We start from the raw sequence: 24,142 nt of genomic DNA on the forward strand, positions 1-24,142 counted from the left end.
GTGCTATTTGCCCCGGATACGATGAAACGACCATTACTCGCACTTCTCTGGGGACTCTCTTGAATCAGCCACCGCTACCGCCTGCCCAAAACCCTGTACCGGGTCAGAAGCAGGGCAAGGCCCACAAATCAACGCTGATCGTGGGCGGGTTCGGTCTGTTTCTTCTCGCCGTCGGCCTGATTTCGGGCGGCGTCGGCGTCGCGCTCGTTATGGCGTCTTTCCTCACGCTACTTACCGGGATTTACACGGTTGTGACGGGTCGCCCGTCCTGGGCTCGACTCGCCGGCCGAAAGGCCGGATCCATCGTCACGGCCGCCAGCCTTGTCGCCGTGACCGTGGGTGGCGCTCTACTGCCTCCCACAGGAGACGTTGTCCCGACAGCGACCGCCGAACAAACCGAAGACGCTACCCCGGCGCTGTCTGCCCAGCCCACTGAGTCGGAAACGCCCAAGCCTTCACCCTCCGCTACGCCCAAACCGTCAGCAAGTCCCGACGTCGCCCCCGTCGACAGTGAAACAGTTGCACCGGCAGAAGGCGACCCGGACGCTCCCCGGGAACAGCCGGAATACGGCATCAGGGCACTTGCGCTGCTCGAGACGTTGCCTGTCAAGGGCCGCGCCCCAAAGACCGGCTACGACCGCGACCAGTTCGGACAGGCATGGCTCGACGTCGACCGCAACGGCTGCGACACGCGAAATGACATGCTCAACCGGGACCTTCGGGACATAGTCCACACCAACTCCGTACCGTGCAAGGTTCGCTCCGGCACACTCGACGATCCCTACACTGGCACCGCGATTCCCTTCCTCCGAGGCCAGGACACCAGCAGCGATGTTCAGATCGACCACATGGTTGCGCTCTCGGACGCATGGCAAAAGGGCGCCCAGCAGCTCACGTACGATCAGCGAGTCGCCTTCGCCAACGACCCGCTGAACCTTCAGTCGACGGACGGACCGACAAACGCTCAAAAAGGCGCGGGCGACGCCGCAACCTGGCTCCCGCCGAACCGCTCCTTTCGGTGCGAATACGTTGCCCGGCAAATCTCGGTGAAGGCGACCTACAGCCTTTGGGTCACCCAGGCGGAGCACGACGCCATGGCCAAGGTCCTGTCCAACTGCGCGGATACGCTCGCGCCGACCAGTCAGCCTTCGCCCACCCCAGCTCCGGAACCCGAGCCGGCACAGGCACCTGCTCCTGCCCCAGCACCAGCGCCAGCCCCCGCACCCGCACCCGCTCCCGCTCCCGCACCCGCTCCCGCACCCGCTCCCGCACCCGCGCCCGCTCCGGCGGCGGTCTATTACCAGAACTGTTCAGCCGCCCGCGCGGCCGGTGCGGCACCGGTCCATGTCGGGCAGCCCGGCTACGGAACTCATCTGGACAGGGACGGCGACGGCGTCGGCTGCGAGTAGCGTCAGTTCACCCGCCCGCTGACCGGCCGTCAGCACTACATTGGAAGCACTCACCGACCCGCGGGGAGGCAGGAGGCGTATGGACCCGGATCCCACTCATGACCGGCTCATCAACCGATGGCTTGAAGAGTATGCCGCGTCCCAGCACCAGAAGCGGGCAGCCGCGAATGCAATACAGGACTCCATCGCCGCACGCCTCGACGACGACGGCCTCAACTACCATGCCATCGAGTACCGGGTGAAAGACCACCAGTCGCTCGAACAGAAGCTCCGGCGTTGCAATCCTGATGGAACCCTGAAGTATGCGGAGGGACTGAACGACATCGACGACGTCATCGGTGTCCGGGTCATCACCTACCTTCAGCTGGATGTTGAACGGGCAATCACGGCGCTACGCAACTCATTCGAGGTCATCACCCACGTGGACAAGACCGCTGAGCAGCGTGAGAAGGGCGAGTTCGGCTACTCCGGTCAGCACCTGATCCTGAAAATCAGCGAGGATGCTGCCCCGAACGGGTGCCGTAACCACATCGGCGAACGATTCGAAGTGCAGTTCCGGACCATCCTGCAGCATGCCTGGGCGGAGTTCGAGCATGACATCCGCTACAAGAGCGCCGGCCCCGTGCCACCCGAAGTGAATCGCGCATTCACGCTGGCCTCCGGGTTGATCGAATTGGCCGACAACCAGTTCAGCACCATCAGCGACGTGGTCGCGATGGAGAAAGCCAACCCCGAGGAATCAGCCAACCTTCTGCCGGTGAACCTCACGAGCGAGGCGCTTGAACGCATCCTCGAGCAGGCCCTCCCCAACAACCCGCGCAGTCGCGTCGAACAGTATGCATGGTTGCGCGGAGTGCTGGAGACACATGGCATCACAACGGTTGCCCAGGCGTCAGAGCTGATCGCTTCGGCCGACTGGGATGACATTGCCCGCAAGGTCCAGTACAAGTTTGCGCCCGGCCACGTCCGAGCCGCGGACGATCTGCTGCTTGTCCGCTACGGCCAGGAGCACATCGACAAAACCCAGCCACTGGGCCACGACCGCAACAGGCGCGCAAAGCTGACGTATCGCCTGCGGAGGCTGCGCGACTAGCTCTCAACCGCCCCTCAACGGCAAGGAAGCCGCTTGCCCTGCCTTCCGGAACGTCGGAATACTGGAAGCAGAAGCAGGGAGAGCGGGGTACCGATGAACGACAGAAGCGAGCGCGGCCGACGAATGCAGCGGGTCTCTGAGTACCGTGCCGCCCGCCGGTCCGGAAGCAGCGCTTCGGAGGCCATCGAGCAGGTCGAGGATGATGAAGAAGAACAGCACTTAATCACCGATTTCGCTGCCAAGGCCGATTTCGAGATCCGGCAGGCCACCGCCCGAGGTGACTTCGACAACCTGAAGTATGCGGGCAAACCGATCCCCGGCCTTGGCGCAACGCTTGACCCTGACTGGTGGGTCAAAGGACTGATCGAACGCGAGCAGCTCTCCGGCATCGCACCGGCACCCTTCCGCCTCCGCAAGGAAGACGCCGAACTCGACGACAAGCTCGACCAGCAGTACATGGAAAGCAGGGCGCGGGAGATACTCGAGGACTTCAACCGGCAGGTCATCGACGCCCGCAGGCAGCTTCTTGGCGGACCGCCCGTCGTGACGAAGACCCGGGACGTGGAGAAGGAACTCGAACGCTGGCGCAAACGCCGGGCGGCACGAACCGCCCGGGCTGAGGAGGAAGCCACCCCGCAGGAGGAGGCCAGGCGCTCACCGTGGTGGCGCCGTCGTCGTTAGCCTCCTGGCTGCTACTCCGCGGAAAATTCGCCGTCGGCTATTGCATCCGCATACTTGCTGAGGTCGGGGCCGGGCTCGAAGTCGACGAACTGGGGCTGAAGCTTTTCATACAGGAACTTATAAACCTTGTCCCGGTCTGCACCGGACTGCGTTGCCGCAGCTTCTTTCACTGCTTCCTGCAGCGCCTTGTCCGCGTCCGAAAGGATCTTCTCGCGGGCCTGCTCGTTCCACTTGACGTCGCTGATATTCAAGATCGGCCTCCAACAGTAAGTAGACTGTTTATCACCTCAGGCTACGGGGCTGGACTCGGGGCCACAAGCGACTCATCCTGCCAGAAGGATTGTGCGCGATTTCTGCTCTGCTAATGTGCAGAGACATCACGAGTTTAGAGACGGGTGCGGGCGTGAGTAGTGATATCGGTGAGGATTCAGTCCGCAGCGAATTGCAGGACTTGATCCTCAACGGTGAAGAGATCGACGTCTTCCTCAACGGCATGGTGGAAATCGCGTCGCGCGAACTCACTCAAGCCACCGGAAGCACCGTCTATTCCGCGGTGACACTCCTGCGTCCAAAACGCGCAGCGACCGTCGCCAGCAGCAGCGAACAAGCCAAAAACATGGACGAGGTGCAGTACGCGTTAGACGACGGCCCCTGCCTGCGTGCCGCCCGTGAGCATTACACGGTAGTAATCCAGGACTACGAAAAAGAGGGCCGGTTCGGTGACTACCGCAAGGCCATCGAACAGCACGGCATCCGTTCGACGCTCGGCGTCCCCATACTGCTTCAGGACAATGCGGACGCCGGACTCAACCTGTACTGCGAGAAGCCGATGGTCTTCACTCCCGAGGTGATCGCGGCTGCCGAAGGATTTGCGGCCAATGCGTCCAACGCGCTTCGGCTCGCTGTCCGGATCGCCGGTCTGATGGACCACCGGGCCGATCTCACCGCCGCGATGGAAACCCGCACCACAATCGACCTCGCAGTCGGAATTGTCATGGGTCAGAACCGCTGCACGCAGGAAGAAGCCGTGAACATTCTCAAGGCAGCTTCCAGCGCACGAAACGTCAAGCTCCACGCCGTCGCGGCTGCCGTCGTCGAATCGGTCAATCAGACGACCCCGACAACGCACTTCGACGCCTAGAACGGGACCACACTCAACGCCACCATGAACGGACCTCGATGACTGCTTTCGTTACACCGGATTCGTTCACCACGCGCCCCACCCTTCAGGGCACCTTCGGCATGACGGCCTCAACCCACTGGCTCGCAACGGCGTCAGCACAGGCTGTCCTGGAACGCGGCGGCAACGCGTTTGACGCCGCAGTCGCGGGTGCGTTTGTTCTGCACGTGGTTGAACCGCATCTCAACGGACCCGGCGGTGACATGACCGGTGTCTTCGCGACCGCTGAGAACCCTTCCGAGCCCGTGATCCTGATGGGCCAGGGCCCCGCACCCGCGGCTGCGACCCGGGAGCACTACCTCGCCGAGGGTCTTGAACTGGTCCCCGGCGCCGGTGCGCTGGCTGCAGCCGTCCCGGCCGCCGTCGACGCCTGGCTTCTGCTGCTGCGCGACCACGGCACATGGGAACTGAATGATGTGCTGGCCTTCGCCGTCGGTTACGCCCGTAACGGGCACCCCATCGTCGGCCGCGTTGGAGCGACCATCAACGCAGTGAAGGATCTGTTCACTGACCACTGGCCCACCTCCGCGGCGCTCTGGATGCCGGACGGCAAGATCCCCGAGAACGGTGACATCGTTCGAAACGAGGCGTATGCCTCTGTCCTCGACCGGCTCATTGACGCCGGAAGTGCTGATGGTGCCTTATCCAGACGCGAACAGCGCATTGACGCTGCGCGGCGCGAATGGCGCGCGGGCTTCGTTGCGCAGGCCGCTGTCGAATTTATCAAGGCCCCCCACCGACACTCCTCAGGACAGGACCACGTGGGGGTTATGAGCCTGGAGGACTTCGCGAACTTCCAGGCGGGCTACGAGGAAGCGACCACTCTCACATTCCGCGGATACACCATCGCCAAAACCGGCCCCTGGGGCCAGGGCCCCGCCCTGCTGCAGACTCTTGCCATCCTGGACGGGTTCGACGACGACCGCCTGGACCCGTCCACTGCTCTCGGAGCGCACACCATCCTGGAAGCCCAGAAACTGGCCATCGCCGACCGCGAGGCTTACTACGGTGATGCTTCGGTTCCCATGGATTACCTGCTGTCCGCTGAGTACGCTGCGGAGCGCCGGGCGCTCATCACAGACCAGGCGTCCACCGATTTCCGCCCGGGCACGGTTCCCGGACACACGCCGTTCACGCCGCCGCTGCGCACCGAATACACGCCGCCCGCGCTGGCAGGCAAGGACGGCTTCGCCGGCGTAGGGGAGCCGACCGTCTCCCGCAGCGGTGAGACACGCGGCGACACCTGCCACATCGACGTCGTCGACCAGTGGGGCAACATGGTCTCCGCGACGCCCTCGGGTGGCTGGCTCCAGTCGTCCCCGACCATCCCTGAACTGGGATTCTGCCTGGGCTCCCGGCTGCAGATGACCTGGCTTGAAGAGGGTGCGCCGTCGTCATTGCAGCCCGGGAAGCGGCCCCGCACCACACTCACGCCGACCCTGATCCTCAAGGACGGCAAGCCGGTTGTCGCCCTCGGTTCACCCGGCGGCGATCAGCAGGATCAGTGGCAGCTGCTCTACATACTCCGCACGATCGTCGGCGGGTATTCGCCGCAGCAGGCCATTGACGCTCCGTCCCTGCATACGACGTCGATCCCGGGCTCGTTTTTCCCGCGCATCTGGGAACCGGGCGGCGCCGTCGTGGAGGATCGGCTCAGGGAGGACGTGATCGCGGATCTCGAAAAGCGCGGACACATCATCACTCGGGCGGGGGACTGGGCACTTGGCCGCCTGTCGTCGGTTGTTCGCGACCCCTCGACCGGCGTCCTGATGGCCGCCGCTAACCCGCGCGGAGCGCAGGGTTACGCAGCCGGCCGCTGAGTAAGGCGTCGCTGAGCAAGACGTTGCGCGAGGTTAGAGGAACGGACGCAGCGGTGCGAGGATCGCTTCGCTGACCCGCGCCACAATATGGCGGCTCTCCCATTCCCTGAGGGAGAGTTCCCGGCAGTTGCTGCTGTCGATCTCGTAGATGCGCTCCATGATGGCGGCAAGATCCTCATCGAACAATTCAATGTTGATCTCGTAATTCCCGGTCAGGCTAAGGCGGTCGATGTTCGCCGTTCCCACGGTGGACCATTTGCCGTCGACTGTGGCGGTCTTGGCATGAATCATGGCGTTTTGGTAGAGGAGGATCTTGACGCCCTCGCGCAGTAGCGACGAGTAGAAACCACGTGACAGCCAGTCAGAGACCACGTGGTTTGAGTCCTCGGGCAGGATGACCCGCACATCGACACCGCGTTTGCTGGCCCGCAGGAGCGCGTCCAGGATCTGCTGGTCGGGGATGAAATAGGCCGTGGTGATGTAGATGTGGCTGTGCGCGCGGTTGATGGCATCCAGATAAACGCCGCGAATCGGAAAGACAAGGTTCGCAGGGACGTTGTTGACGGCCCGCAACCGCGGTTCCCAGAACTCTGCGCTCTTTTCCTCAAGCGGGCGGTGGCGCTTGTTGGGTGCGGCGTTCCAGAACGACACGAATGCCTGGCGGAGTTCCCAGACCGACCTTCCCTCAAGCTTCAGGTGCGTGTCCCGCCACTTGGACGCGTAAACGGAGCCGATGTTGTAACCGCCGACGTATCCAACGGAATCGTCAACGACCAGGATCTTCCGGTGGTCGAACCCGGTGCCCCGGATATTGGTGAACACGATGGAGGGGCGCACCACCGGGAACCGGAACACCGCCACGTTGGGGTGGAAACGGTAGAAGGTGGGCGGTACAACGAGGTTCGCAAAGCCGTCATAGATCACGTACACGTTCACGCCCCGGTCGGCGGCCTCGTTGAGCGCTTCCTTGAACTGGCGTCCAAGGGCGTCGCCCTTCCAGATGAAAGTCTCCAGCATGATTGTGTGCCGGGCGTTCCGGATCGAGGCGAGCATGTCTTCGTAGAGGTCGTGCCCATAGGTGAAGACCGTGGTCGCAGACCCAGCCACTTCGGATTCGAAGATGCCCGGGTGGGGGAACCCTGGACGTTTGCTGCGCCGTTTCTTCTGCACTGCATCAACAAGAACGATGACGGCAATCACCATCGCCTGCACGGCTGCGAACGCCATGGCCGCCCGGGAGAGCAGCGAACGAGTCAGGTCGAGCAATTGAAGGCGGCGGAGAGTGCGCATGCAGGTAAGCCTAGTAGGCGACGGAACCTGAACCCGGCGCCGGAGGGCGCCGGCGCCGGCTGCTGCGCCCCTAACGCTTGTTCAGCGCCGCCAGGAGCCGGTGCTCGGCGTCCTCACCCGGTTCGATTCCGCGCGGGATCCGGAACAGGAAGAACATTCCGAGCAGCCACCAAAGGCCGAACAGGATCCACGGCGGAGGAGTGAGCGCCGCCGGCATTCCGGGCAGGTACAGGCTCAGGAGGGCAAGACAGAGAACTACAGCGGCGACCCCGATGACCAGGCCGCCGTTGCCCGGTCCGCCGACGCGAAGCGGCCGTTCCATGGAAGGTTCCCGCCGACGCAGGATCACGAAAACCACTGCCACCAGAATGTACGCAATCACAATGCTGGGTGCGCCGGAGTCAACCAGCCAGACGAGCATCGATACGCCGAAAAATGGTGCCAGGAAGGACAACGCGCCGATGAACATCAGAGCATTGGCGGGCGTGCGGTACTTCGGATGCAACTTGCCGAACCAGGAGGGAAGCATACCGGAGCGGGCCATGGAATACATGAGCCGTGAGGCGCCCAGCAGCAGCGAGTTCCAGGAGGTGAGGATCCCGGCGATGCCGCCGGCAATCAGTACCTTGGCCATCAGGTCGCTTCCGAAGAGGGCTCCCATCGCATCCGCGGTGGCGATGTCTGCCTGGGCAATATCGTCCGCGGGCATGGCCGAGGACGTGGTCAGGATAGTCATGACGTACCAGATAGTTGCGAGCAGTACAGCGACTACAACCAGCTTGCCGATCTGGCGGGCGGGGATGTTCACCTCTTCCGCCGACTGGGGGATCACGTCGAAACCGACGAAAAGGAACGGCACCACAACGAGCACGGCGAAGAACCCACCGAGTCCGCCCGCAAAGAACGGCTCCATGTTGGTTGTGGAACCACCGGTGAAGGACCCGAAGATAAGGATGAGGCCGATGAGCAGGAGGAACAGCACCACAAAGGTTTGCGCGACGCCGGCGAGTTTCACGCCGAGGATATTGATCGCGGTAACTACGACGGCGGCGATCGCACCGACAAGGGCCCAGGTGAGGTACACCTGGCTTCCGGCCACTTCCCACAGCGGTATCTGGTTCAGACCCGGGAACAGGTACAGCGCAGTTCTGGGCAGGGCCACAGCCTCGAACGCAACGATCGTGACGTACCCGCCGGTGATCGCCCATGAACCGATGAAGGACCAGCGGGGCCCCATTCCGCGGAGGAGGAAGTTATGTTCACCGCCCGCCTTGGGCATCGAGGCTGTCAACTCCGCATACGTCAGGCCGACCACTCCCATGATGATGCCGCCGGTTACCATGGCCAACGCCGCACCCATGGTTCCGGCAGAACCGATCCAGCCGCCGGTCAGCACCACCCAGCCAAAACCGATCATTGCCCCGAACCCCAGCGCCAGGGCGTCCCAGTTTCCCAGGACCTTCAGGAGTGACGTGTCCTCTGCGCCCCTGGAAATCTGCTGCTCTGACATGAGCGTCACCCTTCTGGCCCTGGCCGGTCCAACCGGCTCCATGTTTCGGTGTGAGATGAGCGTAGTCCCACAGCCGCCTGGGCGGACAGATTTATGGCAAGTGTTTCAGGAGAGGCCCGCAACCCGGGTCGTCGGGTTGTGCCCAGGGCAGACCCAACCGATCGCGCTGAGGCTAGTCCTCCTCGCGCTCGCGGTTCTCCTCTTCCTGCTTCTGCTGTTCCTCGGCTTCCTCCTCCGCCTGTTTTTGGGCTTCCTCAGCTTCCTTTTCGGCCTGCTTCTGTGCTTCCTTGGCCGCATCCTCCGCGGCTTCTCTCTCAACGTCCGTCTGGGTGTTCTCCGGGTCCGCACTGTCTTCCGTTACGCCCGGCACCGTGGCTGCAGGGGGAGCGGGTGCGGGCTCGGTCGAGGGTGTGACTGACGCAGGCGTTTCCTCCGGCACGGGTGCCTCCTCCGGCTGGATGGACTCGATGAAGGCGGTGATGTTGCCCTGGATTTGGTCTGCCCGCCCGGGTGTCACAGTGCCGGCGTCCTGAGCCTGCTGCACGTTGGCCTTCAGTGCCTCGGCCCGTTCAAGCGCGAGCTCAAAGTTCCCCTCCTGCGTCACCGCGGCAAGGTCCCTCACCTGTTGCTGAAGTGCTTTGGCGGTGCCCGGCTCAATGGCTTCGGGCCCGCCGCATGCTGCCAGGCCCGGAACAGCGAGCGCCAGTACAAGAATCCATCGCTTCGAACTCATGGCTGCACACTTTCGTAAAGTTCGGACAGTCTTTCCCCGGGTACCCCGGGCACGGACGGCAGCGGTTCCGGAGTGGGCGCCGGCGTAAGGATGCCCGACAGGATCACACCCAGCAACACCAGTGCCAGCACCACGACGACGGCGGCCGCCACCCACCAGAGCCGCCTGCGCTGTGAAGGCTCCCTGGTCACGGACGTGGCAGGACCGTGCGGCTGCGCAGACCGTTTCGTCGGTTCCCGCTCGGAGGTTGAGCCGGAGCCGACCACGGACGTCCGGCGGTCGCCGCCTCTTCCCGCTGCACCGCTGCTGCCGTCGTCGTCGTCGTTGAGTCCGAGAACGAAAGCGCGGCGGGTGGAGTGGGAAGTATAGGCAGCACCCGGCAGCACAGTGGTCTCGGGACCCGTGTCCTCGGCCGGGTGGTGGTCAGCTAGAAAAGCATTCCGTCCGGAGGCCAGTAGCCCCGCGACTTCCGCCGCGGTGGGGCGGGCGTTGGCCGTGCCCGCGGTCATGTCAGCGATAAGGTCGCGCCACGCCGGATTGACGGAGGCGGGAATTGCGGGGGCCCGGTGCAGGCGTGCAAGCGCGGTCTCTATTCCGCGGCCCTCGAAGGCGGGCTCACCCGTCAGGCACTCCAGCAGTACCAGGCCGAGGGCGTAGATGTCAGTCGCTGCCCCGACCGCTTCGCCCCGTGCCTGTTCGGGGCTGAAGTATGCGGCGGTGCCGATCGTTTCACCCGTTGCGGTGAGCCGGTCGCCGTCCGCGCGCCGGGCGATGCCGAAATCCGTCAGGACGTACCCGAAGCGGCCCGACGAAGGCTCGGCATCGCGGGTCAGGATGTTGGACGGTTTGACGTCGCGGTGAGTGATTCCCTTCGCATGGACGTAGGCGAGGGTCCGGGCGACGTCGTGTCCGATGGCCCAGATCTGCTCGGCCTCCAGCGGCCCGTTGCGCAGCAACCGGTGAAGATCGGGCCCATCGACCAGGTCCATAACCACCCAGCCGGCGGTGGCGGAGTTGCCGACGTCGTGCACCTTGACCAGGCCCGGATGATCCAGGCTGGCCAACAGCTGCGCTTCGACGCGCTCCCGTTCTGTGAGTCGGGCCCCGGGTTGACCGCGGAAGAGCTTGATCGCAACGTCCCTGTCGAGCAGCTGGTCGTGACCTCTGCGGACCTCCGCCATGCCACCGCTGCCGAGCAGGTCCCCAACCAGGTATCGTCCGTCGAGTACTTCGCCGGCGGCATCTGCGACCTGCCAGCCAGGTTTCGGTCCGGCGGCTGGGGTGGGCATTCTGTCGGGCGGAGGGGGTAGCTGCATGTCAGGCACCTCCTCATTCTCCGTTGTCGCCGTCCATTCATGAAAGTGCACTGTCCTCTTCATGAAAGCGCCGGCTCAAGGTAGGTCGTCAGGTTTTGATGACACTCCCACCTCCAGAGGACGGCGTGCGAACTCTCAAAAAATGGAGGGTGCGCGACGCGCACCCTCCATGACGGTCCAGGGAATCAGCCGAGCAGGCCGCCCAGACCGCCGCCGCCGCCGAGCTTTCCGAGGAGGTCCGCCGGGTTGATGCCGAGCTTTTCCAGCAGGCCGGAGTCGCGCTCGGTGTCCACCTGGTTCGGCAGTTCCTGCTCAGCCTGCTGTGCCTTGTCGTGGTTGCCTTGGTTCTTCAGGAGGTCGATGATCTGCTGCTTGTCGATGTTCATGAGGTGTTCCTTATCTATTGGTGACTTCGTTACGAGGGGATGGACTAGCGGAACCGCGGCGCGGCGGGATCGTCTGCACGGTTCACCTGGGTGCTGCCGGCGGTCTCCGTGGTCTGGGTGCGCGCCTTGGCTCCCTGAGCTGCGCCCTTGAGCTGTTCCGAGGCCGACGGCGAGGACTGGGCCTCAGCTTTGATGCGCGGCGCTTCTTCTTCTGCCCTGTTGAGGTAGTGCTCCCAGCGCTGGGACATGGGCTTGATGAGCCCGCCACCGACGCCCACCACAATGACGCCGACAACCGCGGTCAGTACGGCGATGAGGATCGGCGTAGTTACGGTGGTTGCAATCTCCACCTGGTTGAGGGCCGCAATGATGCCGATGCCGAGAATGAAGATGCTTGCAATATTCGCGAGGATGTTCCCGTAGGAAAGCCCGCCAAGGGTGTTCTGGATCAGGCTCTTGACCGCTGCTGCGATGGCAGCGGCAATGATGACGATGATGATTGCGACGATAATCTTCGGGAGGAAGGCGATGATGCCTTCGAGCAGGTCGCTGACTGGATTAGGCGCGAAGACTCCGAAGGCGAACTGGAGCACGAACAGCACCAGTGTGTAGTAGACAATCTTCGCGATGATGTCACTGGCATCCAGCGACGATTTGGCGAGTGCTTTCTTGACGCCGCCGCGTTCTACGACCCGGTCGAAGCCCAGGCGTTCGAGCAGTTTGTCCAGCGCCTTGGAGATCGCTTTCGCTATGAGTAGCCCGACCACCAGGATGACGAGGAACAGCAACAGTTTTGGTAGGAACTCGATGACCGAGGCGAGACCGCTTCTCAGTGTTTCTTCCATGGAACCTCCATCAATATGGCTTCACGAAGCTGTCAGGGCGGCGGGACGGCTGTCCGCCGGGTTGCACGCTTCCAACAGTAAGCACACATCGAGAAAATAGAAAGGATGCTTAGTATTTCTTTTTCGGAGCCTGGTCGAACCGATCCGGAGGTAGTCAGGGGTACCGGACGCCGGTTCCCTGCAGAACTGCCCGGTACCCTTTCCGGTAGGTCGGGTACGTAAATTCGAATCCGCTCGCGGTCAGCCGCGCGTTGCTGCAGCGCTTTCCCGTGGCCTGCGCATCGTCAGCGGCACTCGCAGGAGGAACAGGTACGCCGAGTTCCGTCGCAAGGAATTCCTGCACATGGGAAAGCATTGCCGGCTCACGGTCTGTGCCGAGATAAGCCTCGGCGGGGGCTTCGAGCCCTGCGATGTGTACGATGGCCGCCGCCGCATCATCCCGGTGTATCCGGTTGGTCCAGTGCGGTGCACTGCCTGCTCGTACCATCCCGTTCAGCACCTGGTCGATCAGCCGTGTGCGACCGGGTCCATAGATACCGGAGAGCCTCAGCAGAACCGCCTGGGGCGCGCGGTTGCTCAGCAGTTTCTCCGTTTCCCGCAGTACCGCGCCGGTGGCGGTCGAGGGTGAGGGCGGGGTGCCTTCGTCAATCCAGCCGCCGTCGTCGTTGCCGTACACAGCCGTCGAGGAGACAAAGACGATCCTCCGCGGCGTCACCCCGTCCCGGGCAAGGGCGTCGAGCAGGTTCGCTGTGCCGTCGTAGTAGGTGGCCCGGTAGGCGGCCTCACTTCGCCCATCAGCCGTCAACGCAATGACGACGACGTCGGTGTCCTCGGGAAGGGACGGGAGTTCGCCCTTGAGGTCGACGGATTCGCCCTCGATCTGCGGCGGCAGCTTCTCAGCGGACCGCCGCCACCCCACAACCCGCTGCCCGGCGCCCGCAAAATAGAGTCCCGCCTGCGTGCCGAGGTCCCCGCATCCCGCAATCAATACAGTCATCCTCCGAGCTTCCCACACAGGACCGGCCCGAAGGGTCGTGCCAGACTTGGGGCCATGGCCACCCGGTTACTGATCATCGCCGACACACACCTGCCGAAGCGTGCGCGGCACCTCCCGCCGGAGGTTTGGGACGCGGCGGAGGCCGCCGACGTCGTCGTTCACGCGGGCGACTGGGTGAGCGTTGAGCTGCTCGACGAGCTTGAGCGCCGCGCGCAGCGGGTGATCGGCGTCTTTGGGAACAACGACGGCGCGGACCTGCGGGAGCGTCTGCCGGAAATCGCCCGGGTGACCTTGGAGGGTGTGCGCTTCGCCGTGATCCACGAAACCGGTGCAGCCCCCGGCCGGGAAAAGCGCATGGATGCCGCGTTCGACGAGGTGGATGTGCTGGTGTTCGGGCACTCCCACATTCCCTGGGACACCACCACACCCAAGGGAATGCGGCTGGTGAATCCCGGCTCGCCGACGGACCGCCGCAGGCAACCCGCGTGTACGTTCCTCACCGCTCAAGCCGACGACGGCGCCCTCACGGACGTGCGCCTCCACAAAGTCACAGCACGATAGCGGAAGTGGAAATCACCCTCGCCGAGCGGCCCGCGCAGGCCGGCTGACCGTCAGTGGTCGGTGCGTTGCCGGCTTGAGGTAGGGATCAACAGGAAGGACAGCACAAAGGCCAGGATGGCAGCGGCGAAGAGCACGAACTTCGCCGTCGTCAGGAAACTGGCGAACATCACTAGGGAGGCCGTGACCTCTGCGGAGGCAAAGGCGGCTTCGATCACGAAATTCTCCGCGATGTCCACCACAGCGTACAGAACGGCGACGGCGTAGAACAGCCAGCGGAGAGGTGAGCGCCGGCCGAATCGGTGGACCAGGAGGATGATGAAAGCGGCGAACGCCACGGGAAAAATTAGGTCCCACAGGTAGTGCGCGGCCTGGTAACGCTCGATCACCGGCTCGTCCATGACCGCACGGACTGACTCGAGGTACGCGGCGTCGTACCCTCCGACCATCAGGTCTGGGACCGGCATGCCGATGGCACGCTGCACTGACTGCAACTGCAGCCAACCGAGCGCGAGTGACAACACGGACACGACGGCTGCCACGACGATCAGCCAGGTATTACGGCGGCGCGACTTGCTGTCGTCCTGACCGCTTGCTGCGGCGTGCCTGCGCTTGTCTGCTCGAACCTTAGCCATTTTTCCCGCTCCCAAATGTTCAGGCTCAATTGTTTTGACAGTATGAGTGGCGGCCGCCGGCGGCCGTAACCGCCAGCGCCAACTTCGACGCTAAACCGGGCCCGCGTAACCCGCAACGTTCCGTAATGCCTCCGTGATCTAACGGTCGGTGAAGGAACCGGCAGGTGTTCTGGGGGAGCCCCCGAGGAAATCGCTTGCCGGGCCAGAATCCCTCACGGCGACGGAACACTTCCTGAGCGTCATTCCTTTTTGGGCTGTACCGATCGTTATCGCGGCGTTACCGGCGGAGCTTCTCGACCGTCTTCCGGGCCCGCTCAACTTCGCGGGTGGCCTCCCTCGCCGTGCGCTCGGTTTCCGTGCGCTCGCGAACAGCGTCATCGGCGTCGTCATCGATGACGTCAATGTCCTGTTCCAGCGCGCGGATCCGCTTCCGCAGTTCCCTCACCTGGGAGACGAGTGCTTCGCGGTCGCGCTCAAGTTGGTCCACCCGGGCACGGGCACGCTTGAGGGCCGATTCAGCTTCCTCGGACCTGTCCTCGGCATCCTCCAACTCGGCACGCGCTTCGGCAGCCGGGTCCGGCTCAGGTTTAGTGTGCCCGCCTTCGTGCGCATCGGACCCCGCCCCGTCAATGCCGGCCTCGAAGGGGCCGCCCACAGCGCCCGTGAGGTCCACGGCTTCCCAGCCGGTGGCTTCCAGTGGCCGAATGAGGCGGCCGGAAGAGACGGCAGCCGCGGCACCGGCGTCGGCCATCGCCGCCCGCAGGGTCTGTTCCACCTCCAGGGCCGCCGCCGTGCTTGCCGGATGTCCGAGTTCCTCGGAGAGAGCGACGCCGTCCTTGACCAGCGCCGAAATAAGCTGCTGGCGCTGTGTTCCGAGCTTCTTCAGCTCGCTCCGATCGAGCTGTTCCTGCGCCTCGCGCATCGCTGCCCCGAGCTCCAGCGCTTTCCGCAGCTCCGAGCCGCGGTGGGCGGTCATCATATTGAGCAGCCACGCTGAAGCCGACGGTTTGCGTAGAGCACGGACTTCCTTGGCCAGCGCCTTGTCGTCGAGGCTCTTCGCGCGGTCATTCCGGGCTGCAGTGAATTCGTCCAGGGGCCGCGAGTAGAGCTCGGACGCGATGTCGGCGAGGTCGGACACTGGGAAACAGGCTCCATTTGGTCGGCGGGCTACGATGTCCAGTCAGCCGACGCGGACCTGCACGCCGCGCGACCGGCGTTCACTGGGCGCTCAGGAGCAACAGTACCGCCGACGCACGCAAGGATCAGGGCAGGGGCGGAATGGTCGGCCCCGGTTCCGGGATGGGCCGGTCGGGGGAGGGCCCGGGGCCGGGCTCCGGCGGAATGTTCGGAGTGTCGGGTCCCGGGTCGGGGATAGGGTACGGGGACGGCGAGGGCTGCGGTTCCGGTGCAGGTTCACCCGGGGGCCGTGGCTGAGAAGGATCGGGATGCGGTTCATGGGGCGGCGGGATAGACATTCCAGCTTCCTCTCCATCAGTGGGGCTCATGAGCAACAGTACGCCCGAGAAGGCGGGTCGGGAATAAGCAGCGGCGCCGGGTGCTTTTACTTCTGGCTGCGCACGTTTCTGCGCGCCCTTCAGTACCTTCAGGGGGATTTTCGTGCCGCACAAGACGGACAAAAGCACACAGGCAGACGACGGCACCGTTCCGAACGATCCCGGTTACATCTCACCCCGGGACAGGCTGGTCATCTCCCTGCTTCTGGTCTCGGCTTTCGTTGTCATCCTCAACGAAACCATCATGGGCGTGGCGCTGCCCCGCCTCATGGATGACCTGCAGATCACTGCCTCCGCCGGCCAGTGGCTGACGACGGCGTTCATGCTCACGATGGCGGTTGTCATCCCCATCACCGGCTTCCTCATTCAGCGTTTCAACACGCGGCCGGTCTTCCTCGCCGCGATGACACTCTTCAGCATCGGCACCCTTGTCTCCGCGATGGCGCCCGGGTTCGGCATGCTCCTCGTCGGCCGCGTGATCCAGGCCGGCGGAACTGCAATCATGATGCCGCTGCTGATGACCACCGTCATGACCCTTGTGCCGCCGTCGTCCCGTGGCAAGACGATGGGTAACATCTCGATTGTCATCTCAGTGGCGCCCGCAATCGGTCCCACGATCTCAGGCGTCATCCTCAGCGTGCTGGACTGGCGGTGGATGTTCTGGCTGGTGCTTCCCATCGCGGTCGGTTCGCTGGTGCTCGGCGGCATCCGGATCCAGAACGTGACAACGCCCCGCCGCACACCGATCGACGTACTCTCCGTCATCCTCTCCGCGTTTGCGTTCGGTGGGATTGTCTACGGCCTGAGCCAGTTCGGTGAGGCTGCCGCAAGCGGTTCAGGCATTCCAGGATGGCTTCCGCTTGCCGTCGGACTTGCAGGATTGGCGTGTTTCATTGCACGGCAGATCGTGCTGCAGCGCCGTGACCGGGCGCTGCTTGACCTGCGGACCTTCCAATCCCGCACCTTCACCGTGTCAATCCTCGTGCTGGCCATCAGCATGATGGCGCTGTTCGGAACAATTATTCTGCTCCCCATCTACCTGCAGAACGTGCTCGGTCTCGAACCTGCGGCCGCCGGACTGATGCTGCTGCCCGGGGGACTGGCAATGGGACTCCTTGGACCGGTGGTGGGCCGGATCTTCGATCGGCACGGCCCCCGCATCCTCGTAGTTCCGGGATCCATACTGGTTGCCTCCGCGTTCTGGGCGCTCACGCTCGTCGACGCGGCCACTCCGGTTCCGCTGGTGCTTGCCAGCCACGTGGTGCTGAGCATTGGACTGGCCGGAATGTTCACTCCGCTCTTCACCTCCGCGCTCGGCTCTGTCCGCCCGCACCTGTACTCCCACGCGAGTGCGGTGGTCGGGACCATGCAGCAACTGGCAGGAGCTGCGGGCATTGCTCTCTTCGTGTCCGTTATGACGCTGCAAACCGGCGCGCTCATGGCCGCCGGTGCTGCAGAAGTTCCTGCGCTGGCAGGCGGCATCCGCATGGCGTTCATGTGTGGGGCAGTAATCTTCCTGTTCGCCGTCGTCGCGGCGCTCTTCATCCGCAAGCCGGCACCCGCCGAGCCGGTGTCCTCATCATCACCGTCATCGAAGTCACCGTCGCAGCAGGACGGCGACGACGTAGCTGCCGCTCCCTTGGCACACTAGGGCCGCCCAGTGTCGATCTTCACGCCCCCGCAGGTCCTGACCACACCGAGCCTGCGGCTCGAACCGTTGGGTCCGGAACACCTCGAGGGAACCTGGTCGGCGCTGCAGAATCCCGAGTCAATGCGCCTGACCGGGACCCACGCCCAGTTCACCCGACCGCAGATCGAGGCCTGGCTTGCGGGCTTGGCGACCGCGGACGGGCGGGCCGACTGGGCGATCATCCTGGACTCCGGCGGGATCCACATCGGCGAAGTGGTGCTCAACGACTACGACGCAGACAACAGCTCCATCGGCTTTCGGATTGGTCTGAACGCGGATTCAAGATTCGGGCGGGGCTATGGGACCGAGGCGACCCGCGCCGTCGTCGATTATGCTTTCGATGTGATCGGGGTGCACCGCATCAGCCTTGAGGTGTACGCATTCAATCAGCGCGCTCAACGGGTCTACGAGAAGTGCGGATTCCAGGTTGAAGGACGGCTGCGGGACGCCCTGCACTGGGACGGTGAGTGGATTGACGCCATAGTGATGGGAATGCTCCCCTCGGATCGGCGTCAATAGCCGCAGGAATCAGTCCCGGACTCGCACCGCCGTTTCCCTGAGATAGAGATCCACCCGGGTGTAGGCGTCACGGGTCAGGGCTTTCCATAGTTCAAGCGCAAGCCGCTCGTCCTCCGACTCCAACCGCGCTATCGCGTCGGCAGTGAGGAGCTTGATGGTGACCTTCCCTGTGGCCTTCACAGTGGTTTCCTGACGATCATCGCTGCCCAGCGCGAGTTCCCCGAAGGTCATCCCCGCACTCAGCGTGGTCAGTTTCACCCGGTGCCCGGCGGGACCGACCACCGACGTGGTGACGCCGCCGGACAGGATGAAGAACACTCCGCCGAAGGATTGACCGATGCGGCGGATGACGTCGCCGTCGTTGTAGGTTCGGTCTTCCATCCGCTCTGCGAGTTTTTGGATGTCCTCATTGCTGAGCGGACTCAGGGCAGGGCACTGCGAGATGTCGACGCGGCTCGGCAGATCCAGCTCGCTGCCGTAGGTCTCGATCAGTCGGTTCTCACACCATTCGACAGCCGCCGTCCGCGTATCAAAAGTGGGGACCTCACGGTCGACGTCGCGGAAAGTATCGGCGAGCGTGCCTTCCGCATCTATCAGCACCAGCTCCCGGCCATCATCGACCAGGTTCTGGCGAACCTCGGCGAGGAGGCGCATCGATACGTCCGCAACCTCATCCACACGACGCAGGTCGAGGATGATGAGCTCCACCTCATCGGTAAGGGAGCTCAGTTCCCGGACCATCGACTCCGTGCCCGCAAAAAGGAGGTCACCGTTCAGCTCAACCACGCGGGCGCGGTGCCCATGGTCGCGGAGGAGGTCCATAGCCTCGTCGCCGCGGCGGATACCCGAGGGAGCCGCCGAGATGTCGTAGGTCGAGCGAATCGCGGACTTGCCGACACGGGCCGCGCGGACAAAGTGAAGCTCCATATCCTGCGAGAGCCGCTGGCTGGTGGCCATGCCTCGCACGCTGCTGCCGTGCTCGTCTAGCGGCGGGGAGTAGACGGCCAGGCCAACCTGTCCGGGGAGCACGGAGATGGTCCCGCCCCCTACTCCACTCTTCGCGGGCATCCCGACGGTACTGATCCAGGATCCGGCGTCGTCATACATTCCGCAGGTGGTCATGACCGAGAGGACCCGCTCCACGGGCACGATCTCCATAACCTGCTTCCCTGTCATGGGGTTCCGGCCGCTGTTGGCAAGGGTTGCCGCCATGAGGGAGAGGTCCAGACAATTCACCAGGACGGAACACTGGCGGAAATAGTCTTCGATGACCGGCACCGGATCATGCTCGATGATGTCGAAGGACCGCAGCAGGTACGCCAGGGCGCGGTTCCGGTGACCATGCTCCAGCTCGGAGGAGAAGATCTCCTCGTCGATGGACAGTTGCCTGCCCGCGAAGGCCGAGTACGTATTGACGATGCGCTTGATGCGGGTGTTGCCGCCCGATGCCTTGATCAGGGAGGTCGCCGTGAGGGCGCCCGCGTTGATCATTGCGTTCGCCGGCCGTCCTGTTCCTTGGGCGAGGGAAATCTCGTTGAAGGAATCCCCCGAAGGCTCGACGTCGACCTTCTCATCCACCTTGTCCAGGCCGAGGTCCGCAAGTGCCAGGCCGTAGGTGAAGGGCTTCGAGATGGACTGGATGCTGAATTCTTCCCGCGTATCCCCAATCTCGTAGATGTACCCGTCCACAGTTGTGAGACAGATCCCGAAATTGTCCGGATTGACGTTGGCCATGGCCGGAATAGTGCTGTACGGCTTTCCGTCCTTCAGCTCCGAAATCTCCCGATGAATCCGCGAAAGATAGCCCTCAATTGGAGATTCCATAGGAGCAAGACTATGGCGAGTTGTGAGCGGTGCTCAATTCGTTCGGTTCAGCGCTTCCGACGGCTGTCCATGATGAGCGAGAGCGCGATTCCGAGCATCCACACATCCTTGGCAACGGGAGTGCCCTCCTGGGTGGGGCGGATGTCCATGTCGTCCTCCTTGGTCATCCCGGGTGTGCGGACGTACATGGCCAGCAGTCCCCCGGAGAACCCTGCGAGGGCCAGACCGGCGAGGCGGCTCGGGATGAAGGGCAGCAGCAGCGCGGCGCCAAGCCCGATCTCGACGGCGGAGAGCACCTTGCCGAACTTCTTGGGATCCAGCTCCTTGACCTGCGGAAATGCGTTGGCCGCCATTCCCTGCAGGTAGGCAGCCGTATCCCTGTCGATCTCCTGCTTGTTCAGGCCGGAATTGAGGATGAATGCGCCGGTGCTGAGACGGAGGGGAATGTGGCTGAGTTTCATCGGAGCTCCTTTGAGAACAGTGGATGGACCGCTTCGAGCCTACGTCCATTCCCGTGTCCGCCGCCACAACTGTCCGCCGCAATTGTCCGCTGCCACGGACTAAGCAATTAGGCAGCGGAGGGCAGTCCCAGCCCTGCACTGACGACCGTCCACGCCCAGGCGAACGAACCCACGATCACTGCAGTGAACAGGGTCAGCCAGACTACCGCCGGGATTCCGGTGGAGCGATACAGGAGATAGGCATCGGACTGGCCGCGGTTCCGCCGTCGTCGGAGGTGGACTGCGGCCACTTTGCCGAGGTCGCGGATGGACCCCACCAGCAGTGCAATCCCGAGGGCAACCACCGTGTGCCCGGCGAACTCGGCAGGAACGGCGACCACCAGGACGGTAGAGACCGCCACCGTGCCCAGCAGGATGAGCACACCGCCGGGATTGCGGATGAACAGCAGGGAGAGCAGCAGCACAAGCGCACCGACGGAGAGAGCTGCTTGTGCCCAGCCCGCGAAACCGGCCCAGACCAGAACGGACCCGACGACGGCCGGAACCGGGTACCCCCAGAACGTTGTCCACGCCGTTCTCCAGCCGGGGCGACCGAACGACGTCGTGAGGCCGGAATGGTCGAAGTTGAGCCGGATGCCGGCTAGCCGGTTCCCGGTGACGAGCGCGGCGAAGGCGTGGCCGAGCTCGTGGACGATCGTGCTGAAGAGTCCGAAGTAGCGCCAGGTTGCGTTGGGTACGGACAGGGCGGCGGCCGCCAGCAGGATGATCACGACCTCGGTCAACGTCAGCTCCGGCGGCTGACTCCTGCTGAAGCCGGCCACGATCCGGTCCCACCACTGCGCTACTAATTCCACCTTGGGATGCTACAGGGCCATCCTCGCCTGAGGCGGCAACGAATCCCCTTCATCGAGTCCCGTCACGGACGAGGAAGTTTTAACAGACTCGCCGTGTGACGTTCATCTCAAGGTAGGAATGCCTCTGCTTTGATGAGGGTTAAATGAAGTGAAAGCTATTCGAGCTATCGACAAAGGCGATCATGAACTTCCGGACGGCCGAGCATCCACGGCCGCAACATTTCATCCTGCACATGAGCGACACCCACCTGGTGGGCGGTCCGGAACCCCTGTATGGGGCAGTGGACAGCGAGGCTCGGCTCCAGCAGATTTTCTCCGATCTGGAGGCGTCCGGGTCGCGACCTGACGCAATCGTCTTCACCGGCGACCTCGCGGACAAAGGCGAAGCTGAAGCGTACGCAAAGCTCCGGGACATCGTTGACCCCGCAGCTCAAAAACTCGGCGCCGAGGTCATCTGGGCCATGGGCAACCATGACGACCGCGCCACTCTCCGAACGGAGCTGCTCAACGAGCCCGCGGACACCGCTCCACTTGACCGCAGCTACGAGATCAACGGCTTGCGGATCATCACGCTCGACTCAACGGTGCCGGGCCACCACCACGGCGAGATCAGCCATGAGCAGCTCGTCTGGCTCGCCGATGAACTCCTCACCCCGGCGCCATACGGAACAATCCTCGCTCTGCACCATCCGCCGGTCCCATGTGTCCAGGACCTGGCGGTCCTGGTGGAACTGCGTGATCAGAACCGGCTTGCCGGCGTCATCCGCGGCACCGATGTCCGTGCGATCCTCGCCGGGCATCTGCACTACTCAACCAGCGCGCTCTTCGCGGGCATCCCGGTGTCGGTGGCGTCCGCCACCTGCTACACGCAGGACCTCACGTACGACGACGGCGGCACACGCGGTCGAGACGGCGCCCAAGCCTACAACCTGGTCCACGTGTACGAGGACACCGTGGTGCACTCGGTGGTCCCCGTCGGGACGCACACCGCCGTGGGCGAGACCGTCCCCCGCGAGGAAACCCGCCGCCGCCTCGCAGCGGCCGGTGTGCAGATCGCGGAGGCATCGCCGGCGAGAGCCTTCACGAGCGTCTGACCGGCTGCTTCGGCTATTTTTCCCAGGGAGCCTTCACCGGGAAGTACTTCTCCAGGAAGTCGGTGACAGCACGGGCGCGCTCCTCGGCCGGAATCTCCGGGAAGCTGCCGTCATTGAGGCAGAAAAGGTCCATGTTGCGCTTGTCCAGCAGCTTGTGAAGCTTGCGCAGTCCGGAGCGCATGGTGGTATCGATGTACTTCACCCTCGCCGATTCCTGTGTCACGGCGCGGCCGGTCAACAGGGCGTAGTAGTGGTACAGCGAATTGGTGACGGAGATGTTGTCCTTGGCACGGAACTTGGACGCGGCCGTCGCAGCGAACTCCGCTTCAAACTCGTTCTCCATCTCGATCATGACACTCTTGCGCAGCGGAGCGGCCGTGTGCTCGAGATGGCGTGTGGTGATCCGGCCGAAGCGCTTGTGGAGGAGCCGACGGTTCACACGTGCAGCGTTCTCGAATCCGCTACGTTCGGCGTCGTTCTCGCCGAGCCCAATGCGGGTGTCCGCCTGGATGAACTTCGTGATGCCGCCGGGGGAGAAGAACATGTCCGGTCCCACCGGGCGGCCGAAGAACATATCGTCATTGGAGTAGAGGAAGTGCTCGGACAGGTCCGGGATATGGTGCAGCTGGCACTCGACCGCCTGTGAGTTGTAGGTCGGCAGTACGGAGGGGTCCTTGAAATGCTCCTCGGAACGAACCAGTGTCACGGATGGGTGATCAGCCAGCCATTCCGGACGCTCCGAGTCCGTGGCGATGAAGATGCGGCGGATCCACGGCGCAAACATGTAAACGGAGCGCAGCGCGTACTTGAGCTCGTTGATCTGGCGGTACCGCGCCTCGTGATCATCCCCCTCGCCCACGACGGCGTTCTTCATTCGGGCAGCGCGTGCTGCCAGATATTCCGGTGAACTTCCGTCAACCCACGTGAACACCAGGTCGATCTCGAAATCGATATCCGTCGCATGGTCCGCGAACATGTTGTCGATCGTCGGCCAGACCAGCCCATGGCGGGTCACGGAGCCGCGCACCACTTCGTTCGAGGGCAGGGTGCGCCGCGTGAGGGAGTTCTCCATGGGGAGCTCGATGCGGTCACCGTCGAGGGACCAGAGCTCGATCTGCACACCGGCAGAAGGACCGAAGGTCAGTCCGCCGATCGGTTCGATGCGGGGACGGAACAACCGGAAGATCCGGGCCTTCTCGCTCGGGGAAAGGGCGCCGTCGGCCACAAGCAGCGTTGTCCGCCGCTTCGTGTCCACGGTCCGCGAGTAGAACGGCTCGTTGCGGCACGCCTCCACTAGCGCCTCCCGGAGCCGTTCACGGTGCTTCAGGTCAACCGCGACGACGGGGCGTTCATCATTGCCGCGGACCAGCAAGTACTCGATACCGGCACGCTCAAGCGCCTCCCGGACAAACAACAGGTCCTCCACCATCGCCTGGTGCGGCGTTGTATGCATGTTGATGAGGGCGAACCTACGCTTGACCGTGGTGATGTCATCGCGGTCGCTCAGTCTGGCAACGGCAGCGCTGGAGGCGGACTCAAGCAGCTCGGTGTCGTTCTCGACCTCCGGGGCGCCGAAATACACATCATGCTGGGCGGCAGTATCTGTAATGGGATCCTCCAACGGTTGTTCCAAAGGCGGTGGTGCCGGTGCACTCGCAGATTGCTTGCACGGCTGCTGCTCCAATGATAAGCCTGCCTAGAAGGACCCCGACCCATCCCGACGTACCCCATGC

23 protein-coding genes are annotated in these 24,142 nt (G+C 63.7%); 9 read left to right on the forward strand and 14 right to left on the reverse strand.

The window, feature by feature from the left end; all coding sequences use genetic code 11:
• Positions 1 to 59: 59 nt before the first annotated feature.
• The 3 genes from AC4D1W_RS01860 to AC4D1W_RS01870 all read left to right on the forward strand — a co-directional run bounded on the left by AC4D1W_RS01860 (position 60) and on the right by AC4D1W_RS01870 (position 3,183).
• Complete coding sequence (locus AC4D1W_RS01860; protein ID WP_490897607.1) at positions 60 to 1,409, forward strand: GmrSD restriction endonuclease domain-containing protein; 1,350 nt, start codon at positions 60 to 62, stop codon at positions 1,407 to 1,409.
• A gap of 79 nt (positions 1,410 to 1,488) precedes the next feature.
• Positions 1,489 to 2,502 carry a GTP pyrophosphokinase gene (locus AC4D1W_RS01865; RefSeq protein ID WP_490897608.1) on the forward strand — a complete coding sequence of 338 codons (1,014 nt, stop codon included), beginning with the start codon at positions 1,489 to 1,491 and terminating at the stop codon, positions 2,500 to 2,502.
• A 93-nt stretch (positions 2,503 to 2,595) separates the two neighbouring features.
• On the forward strand, positions 2,596 to 3,183 hold the full coding sequence (locus tag AC4D1W_RS01870) for a DnaJ family domain-containing protein (protein WP_490897609.1): 588 nt from the start codon (positions 2,596 to 2,598) through the stop codon (positions 3,181 to 3,183).
• Positions 3,184 to 3,194: 11 nt separating this feature from the next.
• Here AC4D1W_RS01870 and AC4D1W_RS01875 read toward each other — a convergent pair whose 3' ends face one another.
• Complete coding sequence (locus AC4D1W_RS01875) at positions 3,195 to 3,434, reverse strand: hypothetical protein (RefSeq protein WP_490890538.1); 240 nt, start codon at positions 3,432 to 3,434, stop codon at positions 3,195 to 3,197.
• Between the two features lie 152 nt (positions 3,435 to 3,586).
• Here AC4D1W_RS01875 and AC4D1W_RS01880 point away from each other — a divergent pair, with 152 nt between their 5' ends.
• Entirely contained in the window at positions 3,587 to 4,324 is a 738-nt protein-coding gene (locus AC4D1W_RS01880; RefSeq protein ID WP_490897610.1) for a GAF and ANTAR domain-containing protein, read from the forward strand.
• Positions 4,325 to 4,362: 38 nt separating this feature from the next.
• The gene (locus AC4D1W_RS01885) at positions 4,363 to 6,183 is read left to right on the forward strand and encodes a gamma-glutamyltransferase family protein (protein ID WP_490897611.1); all 1,821 of its coding nucleotides are present in this window, start codon (positions 4,363 to 4,365) and stop codon (positions 6,181 to 6,183) included.
• Positions 6,184 to 6,216: 33 nt separating this feature from the next.
• On the opposite strand, the gene AC4D1W_RS01890 is transcribed toward AC4D1W_RS01885, so the two are convergent.
• The 7 genes from AC4D1W_RS01890 to AC4D1W_RS01920 form a co-directional block, all read right to left on the reverse strand.
• Entirely contained in the window at positions 6,217 to 7,473 is a 1,257-nt protein-coding gene (locus AC4D1W_RS01890) for a phospholipase D-like domain-containing protein (RefSeq protein WP_490897612.1), read from the reverse strand.
• A 70-nt stretch (positions 7,474 to 7,543) separates the two neighbouring features.
• Positions 7,544 to 8,983 carry an APC family permease gene (locus AC4D1W_RS01895; protein ID WP_490897613.1) on the reverse strand — a complete coding sequence of 480 codons (1,440 nt, stop codon included), beginning with the start codon at positions 8,981 to 8,983 and terminating at the stop codon, positions 7,544 to 7,546.
• Between the two features lie 172 nt (positions 8,984 to 9,155).
• The gene (locus AC4D1W_RS01900) at positions 9,156 to 9,716 is read right to left on the reverse strand and encodes a hypothetical protein (RefSeq protein ID WP_490890543.1); all 561 of its coding nucleotides are present in this window, start codon (positions 9,714 to 9,716) and stop codon (positions 9,156 to 9,158) included.
• The gene (locus AC4D1W_RS01905; RefSeq protein WP_490897614.1) at positions 9,713 to 11,032 is read right to left on the reverse strand and encodes a serine/threonine-protein kinase; all 1,320 of its coding nucleotides are present in this window, start codon (positions 11,030 to 11,032) and stop codon (positions 9,713 to 9,715) included. Before AC4D1W_RS01905 ends, AC4D1W_RS01900 begins: the two co-directional genes overlap by 4 nt.
• Before the next feature lie 185 nt (positions 11,033 to 11,217).
• Complete coding sequence (locus AC4D1W_RS01910) at positions 11,218 to 11,418, reverse strand: hypothetical protein (RefSeq protein WP_490897615.1); 201 nt, start codon at positions 11,416 to 11,418, stop codon at positions 11,218 to 11,220.
• Positions 11,419 to 11,462: 44 nt separating this feature from the next.
• Positions 11,463 to 12,263 (reverse strand): mechanosensitive ion channel family protein, encoded by an 801-nt coding sequence (locus AC4D1W_RS01915; RefSeq protein WP_490897616.1) that lies wholly within the window; start codon positions 12,261 to 12,263, stop codon positions 11,463 to 11,465.
• A 154-nt stretch (positions 12,264 to 12,417) separates the two neighbouring features.
• Entirely contained in the window at positions 12,418 to 13,260 is an 843-nt protein-coding gene (locus AC4D1W_RS01920) for an SDR family oxidoreductase (RefSeq protein WP_490897617.1), read from the reverse strand.
• A 54-nt stretch (positions 13,261 to 13,314) separates the two neighbouring features.
• Between AC4D1W_RS01920 and AC4D1W_RS01925 the strand changes: the two genes are divergently transcribed.
• Entirely contained in the window at positions 13,315 to 13,821 is a 507-nt protein-coding gene (locus AC4D1W_RS01925) for a metallophosphoesterase family protein (protein ID WP_490897618.1), read from the forward strand.
• A gap of 50 nt (positions 13,822 to 13,871) precedes the next feature.
• Here AC4D1W_RS01925 and AC4D1W_RS01930 read toward each other — a convergent pair whose 3' ends face one another.
• Together AC4D1W_RS01930 and AC4D1W_RS01935 are read right to left on the reverse strand one after the other, a co-directional pair.
• On the reverse strand, positions 13,872 to 14,453 hold the full coding sequence (locus tag AC4D1W_RS01930; RefSeq protein WP_490897619.1) for a hypothetical protein: 582 nt from the start codon (positions 14,451 to 14,453) through the stop codon (positions 13,872 to 13,874).
• A 277-nt stretch (positions 14,454 to 14,730) separates the two neighbouring features.
• The gene (locus tag AC4D1W_RS01935; protein ID WP_490897620.1) at positions 14,731 to 15,591 is read right to left on the reverse strand and encodes a transposase; all 861 of its coding nucleotides are present in this window, start codon (positions 15,589 to 15,591) and stop codon (positions 14,731 to 14,733) included.
• Positions 15,592 to 16,070: 479 nt separating this feature from the next.
• Here AC4D1W_RS01935 and AC4D1W_RS01940 point away from each other — a divergent pair, with 479 nt between their 5' ends.
• Positions 16,071 to 17,618, forward strand: coding sequence for an MDR family MFS transporter (locus AC4D1W_RS01940; RefSeq protein ID WP_490897621.1), 1,548 nt, complete (start codon positions 16,071 to 16,073; stop codon positions 17,616 to 17,618).
• A gap of 9 nt (positions 17,619 to 17,627) precedes the next feature.
• A complete protein-coding gene (locus AC4D1W_RS01945) occupies positions 17,628 to 18,176 on the forward strand; it encodes a GNAT family N-acetyltransferase (protein WP_490890552.1) in 549 nt (182 codons plus the stop codon).
• Positions 18,177 to 18,185: 9 nt separating this feature from the next.
• Here AC4D1W_RS01945 and glsA read toward each other — a convergent pair whose 3' ends face one another.
• The 3 genes from glsA to AC4D1W_RS01960 form a co-directional block, all read right to left on the reverse strand.
• Positions 18,186 to 20,000: a glutaminase A gene (gene glsA, locus AC4D1W_RS01950; RefSeq protein WP_490897622.1), complete on the reverse strand. Its 1,815-nt coding sequence runs from the start codon at positions 19,998 to 20,000 to the stop codon at positions 18,186 to 18,188.
• Positions 20,001 to 20,047: 47 nt separating this feature from the next.
• Positions 20,048 to 20,461: a hypothetical protein gene (locus AC4D1W_RS01955; RefSeq protein ID WP_490890554.1), complete on the reverse strand. Its 414-nt coding sequence runs from the start codon at positions 20,459 to 20,461 to the stop codon at positions 20,048 to 20,050.
• A 107-nt stretch (positions 20,462 to 20,568) separates the two neighbouring features.
• Positions 20,569 to 21,315 carry a M50 family metallopeptidase gene (locus tag AC4D1W_RS01960; RefSeq protein ID WP_490890555.1) on the reverse strand — a complete coding sequence of 249 codons (747 nt, stop codon included), beginning with the start codon at positions 21,313 to 21,315 and terminating at the stop codon, positions 20,569 to 20,571.
• A gap of 182 nt (positions 21,316 to 21,497) precedes the next feature.
• Here AC4D1W_RS01960 and AC4D1W_RS01965 point away from each other — a divergent pair, with 182 nt between their 5' ends.
• A complete protein-coding gene (locus AC4D1W_RS01965) occupies positions 21,498 to 22,409 on the forward strand; it encodes a phosphodiesterase (protein WP_490897623.1) in 912 nt (303 codons plus the stop codon).
• A gap of 13 nt (positions 22,410 to 22,422) precedes the next feature.
• Here the strand turns inward: AC4D1W_RS01965 and AC4D1W_RS01970 are convergent, their stop codons facing one another.
• On the reverse strand, positions 22,423 to 23,862 hold the full coding sequence (locus tag AC4D1W_RS01970) for a stealth family protein (protein ID WP_490897876.1): 1,440 nt from the start codon (positions 23,860 to 23,862) through the stop codon (positions 22,423 to 22,425).
• Between the last annotated feature and the right edge of the window lie 280 nt (positions 23,863 to 24,142).

Source organism: Arthrobacter sp. TJ-170, from assembly GCF_058269305.1.

Bases quoted from the DNA above. Each gene is read 5' to 3' on its own strand.
- AC4D1W_RS01895 (WP_490897613.1), bottom strand. From the start codon at position 8,983: ATGTCAGAGCAGCAGATTTCCAGGGGCGCAGAGGACACGTCACTCCTG.
- AC4D1W_RS01890 (WP_490897612.1), bottom strand. From the start codon at position 7,473: ATGCGCACTCTCCGCCGCCTTCAATTGCTCGACCTGACTCGTTCGCTG.
- glsA (WP_490897622.1), bottom strand. From the start codon at position 20,000: ATGGAATCTCCAATTGAGGGCTATCTTTCGCGGATTCATCGGGAGATT.
- AC4D1W_RS01905 (WP_490897614.1), bottom strand. From the start codon at position 11,032: ATGCAGCTACCCCCTCCGCCCGACAGAATGCCCACCCCAGCCGCCGGA.
- AC4D1W_RS01970 (WP_490897876.1), bottom strand. From the start codon at position 23,862: ATGCATACAACGCCGCACCAGGCGATGGTGGAGGACCTGTTGTTTGTC.
- AC4D1W_RS01915 (WP_490897616.1), bottom strand. From the start codon at position 12,263: ATGGAAGAAACACTGAGAAGCGGTCTCGCCTCGGTCATCGAGTTCCTA.
- AC4D1W_RS01930 (WP_490897619.1), bottom strand. From the start codon at position 14,453: ATGGCTAAGGTTCGAGCAGACAAGCGCAGGCACGCCGCAGCAAGCGGT.
- AC4D1W_RS01870 (WP_490897609.1), top strand. From the start codon at position 2,596: ATGAACGACAGAAGCGAGCGCGGCCGACGAATGCAGCGGGTCTCTGAG.
- AC4D1W_RS01925 (WP_490897618.1), top strand. From the start codon at position 13,315: ATGGCCACCCGGTTACTGATCATCGCCGACACACACCTGCCGAAGCGT.
- AC4D1W_RS01955 (WP_490890554.1), bottom strand. From the start codon at position 20,461: ATGAAACTCAGCCACATTCCCCTCCGTCTCAGCACCGGCGCATTCATC.
- AC4D1W_RS01910 (WP_490897615.1), bottom strand. From the start codon at position 11,418: ATGAACATCGACAAGCAGCAGATCATCGACCTCCTGAAGAACCAAGGC.
- AC4D1W_RS01965 (WP_490897623.1), top strand. From the start codon at position 21,498: ATGAACTTCCGGACGGCCGAGCATCCACGGCCGCAACATTTCATCCTG.
- AC4D1W_RS01865 (WP_490897608.1), top strand. From the start codon at position 1,489: ATGGACCCGGATCCCACTCATGACCGGCTCATCAACCGATGGCTTGAA.
- AC4D1W_RS01920 (WP_490897617.1), bottom strand. From the start codon at position 13,260: ATGACTGTATTGATTGCGGGATGCGGGGACCTCGGCACGCAGGCGGGA.
- AC4D1W_RS01885 (WP_490897611.1), top strand. From the start codon at position 4,363: ATGACTGCTTTCGTTACACCGGATTCGTTCACCACGCGCCCCACCCTT.
- AC4D1W_RS01900 (WP_490890543.1), bottom strand. From the start codon at position 9,716: ATGAGTTCGAAGCGATGGATTCTTGTACTGGCGCTCGCTGTTCCGGGC.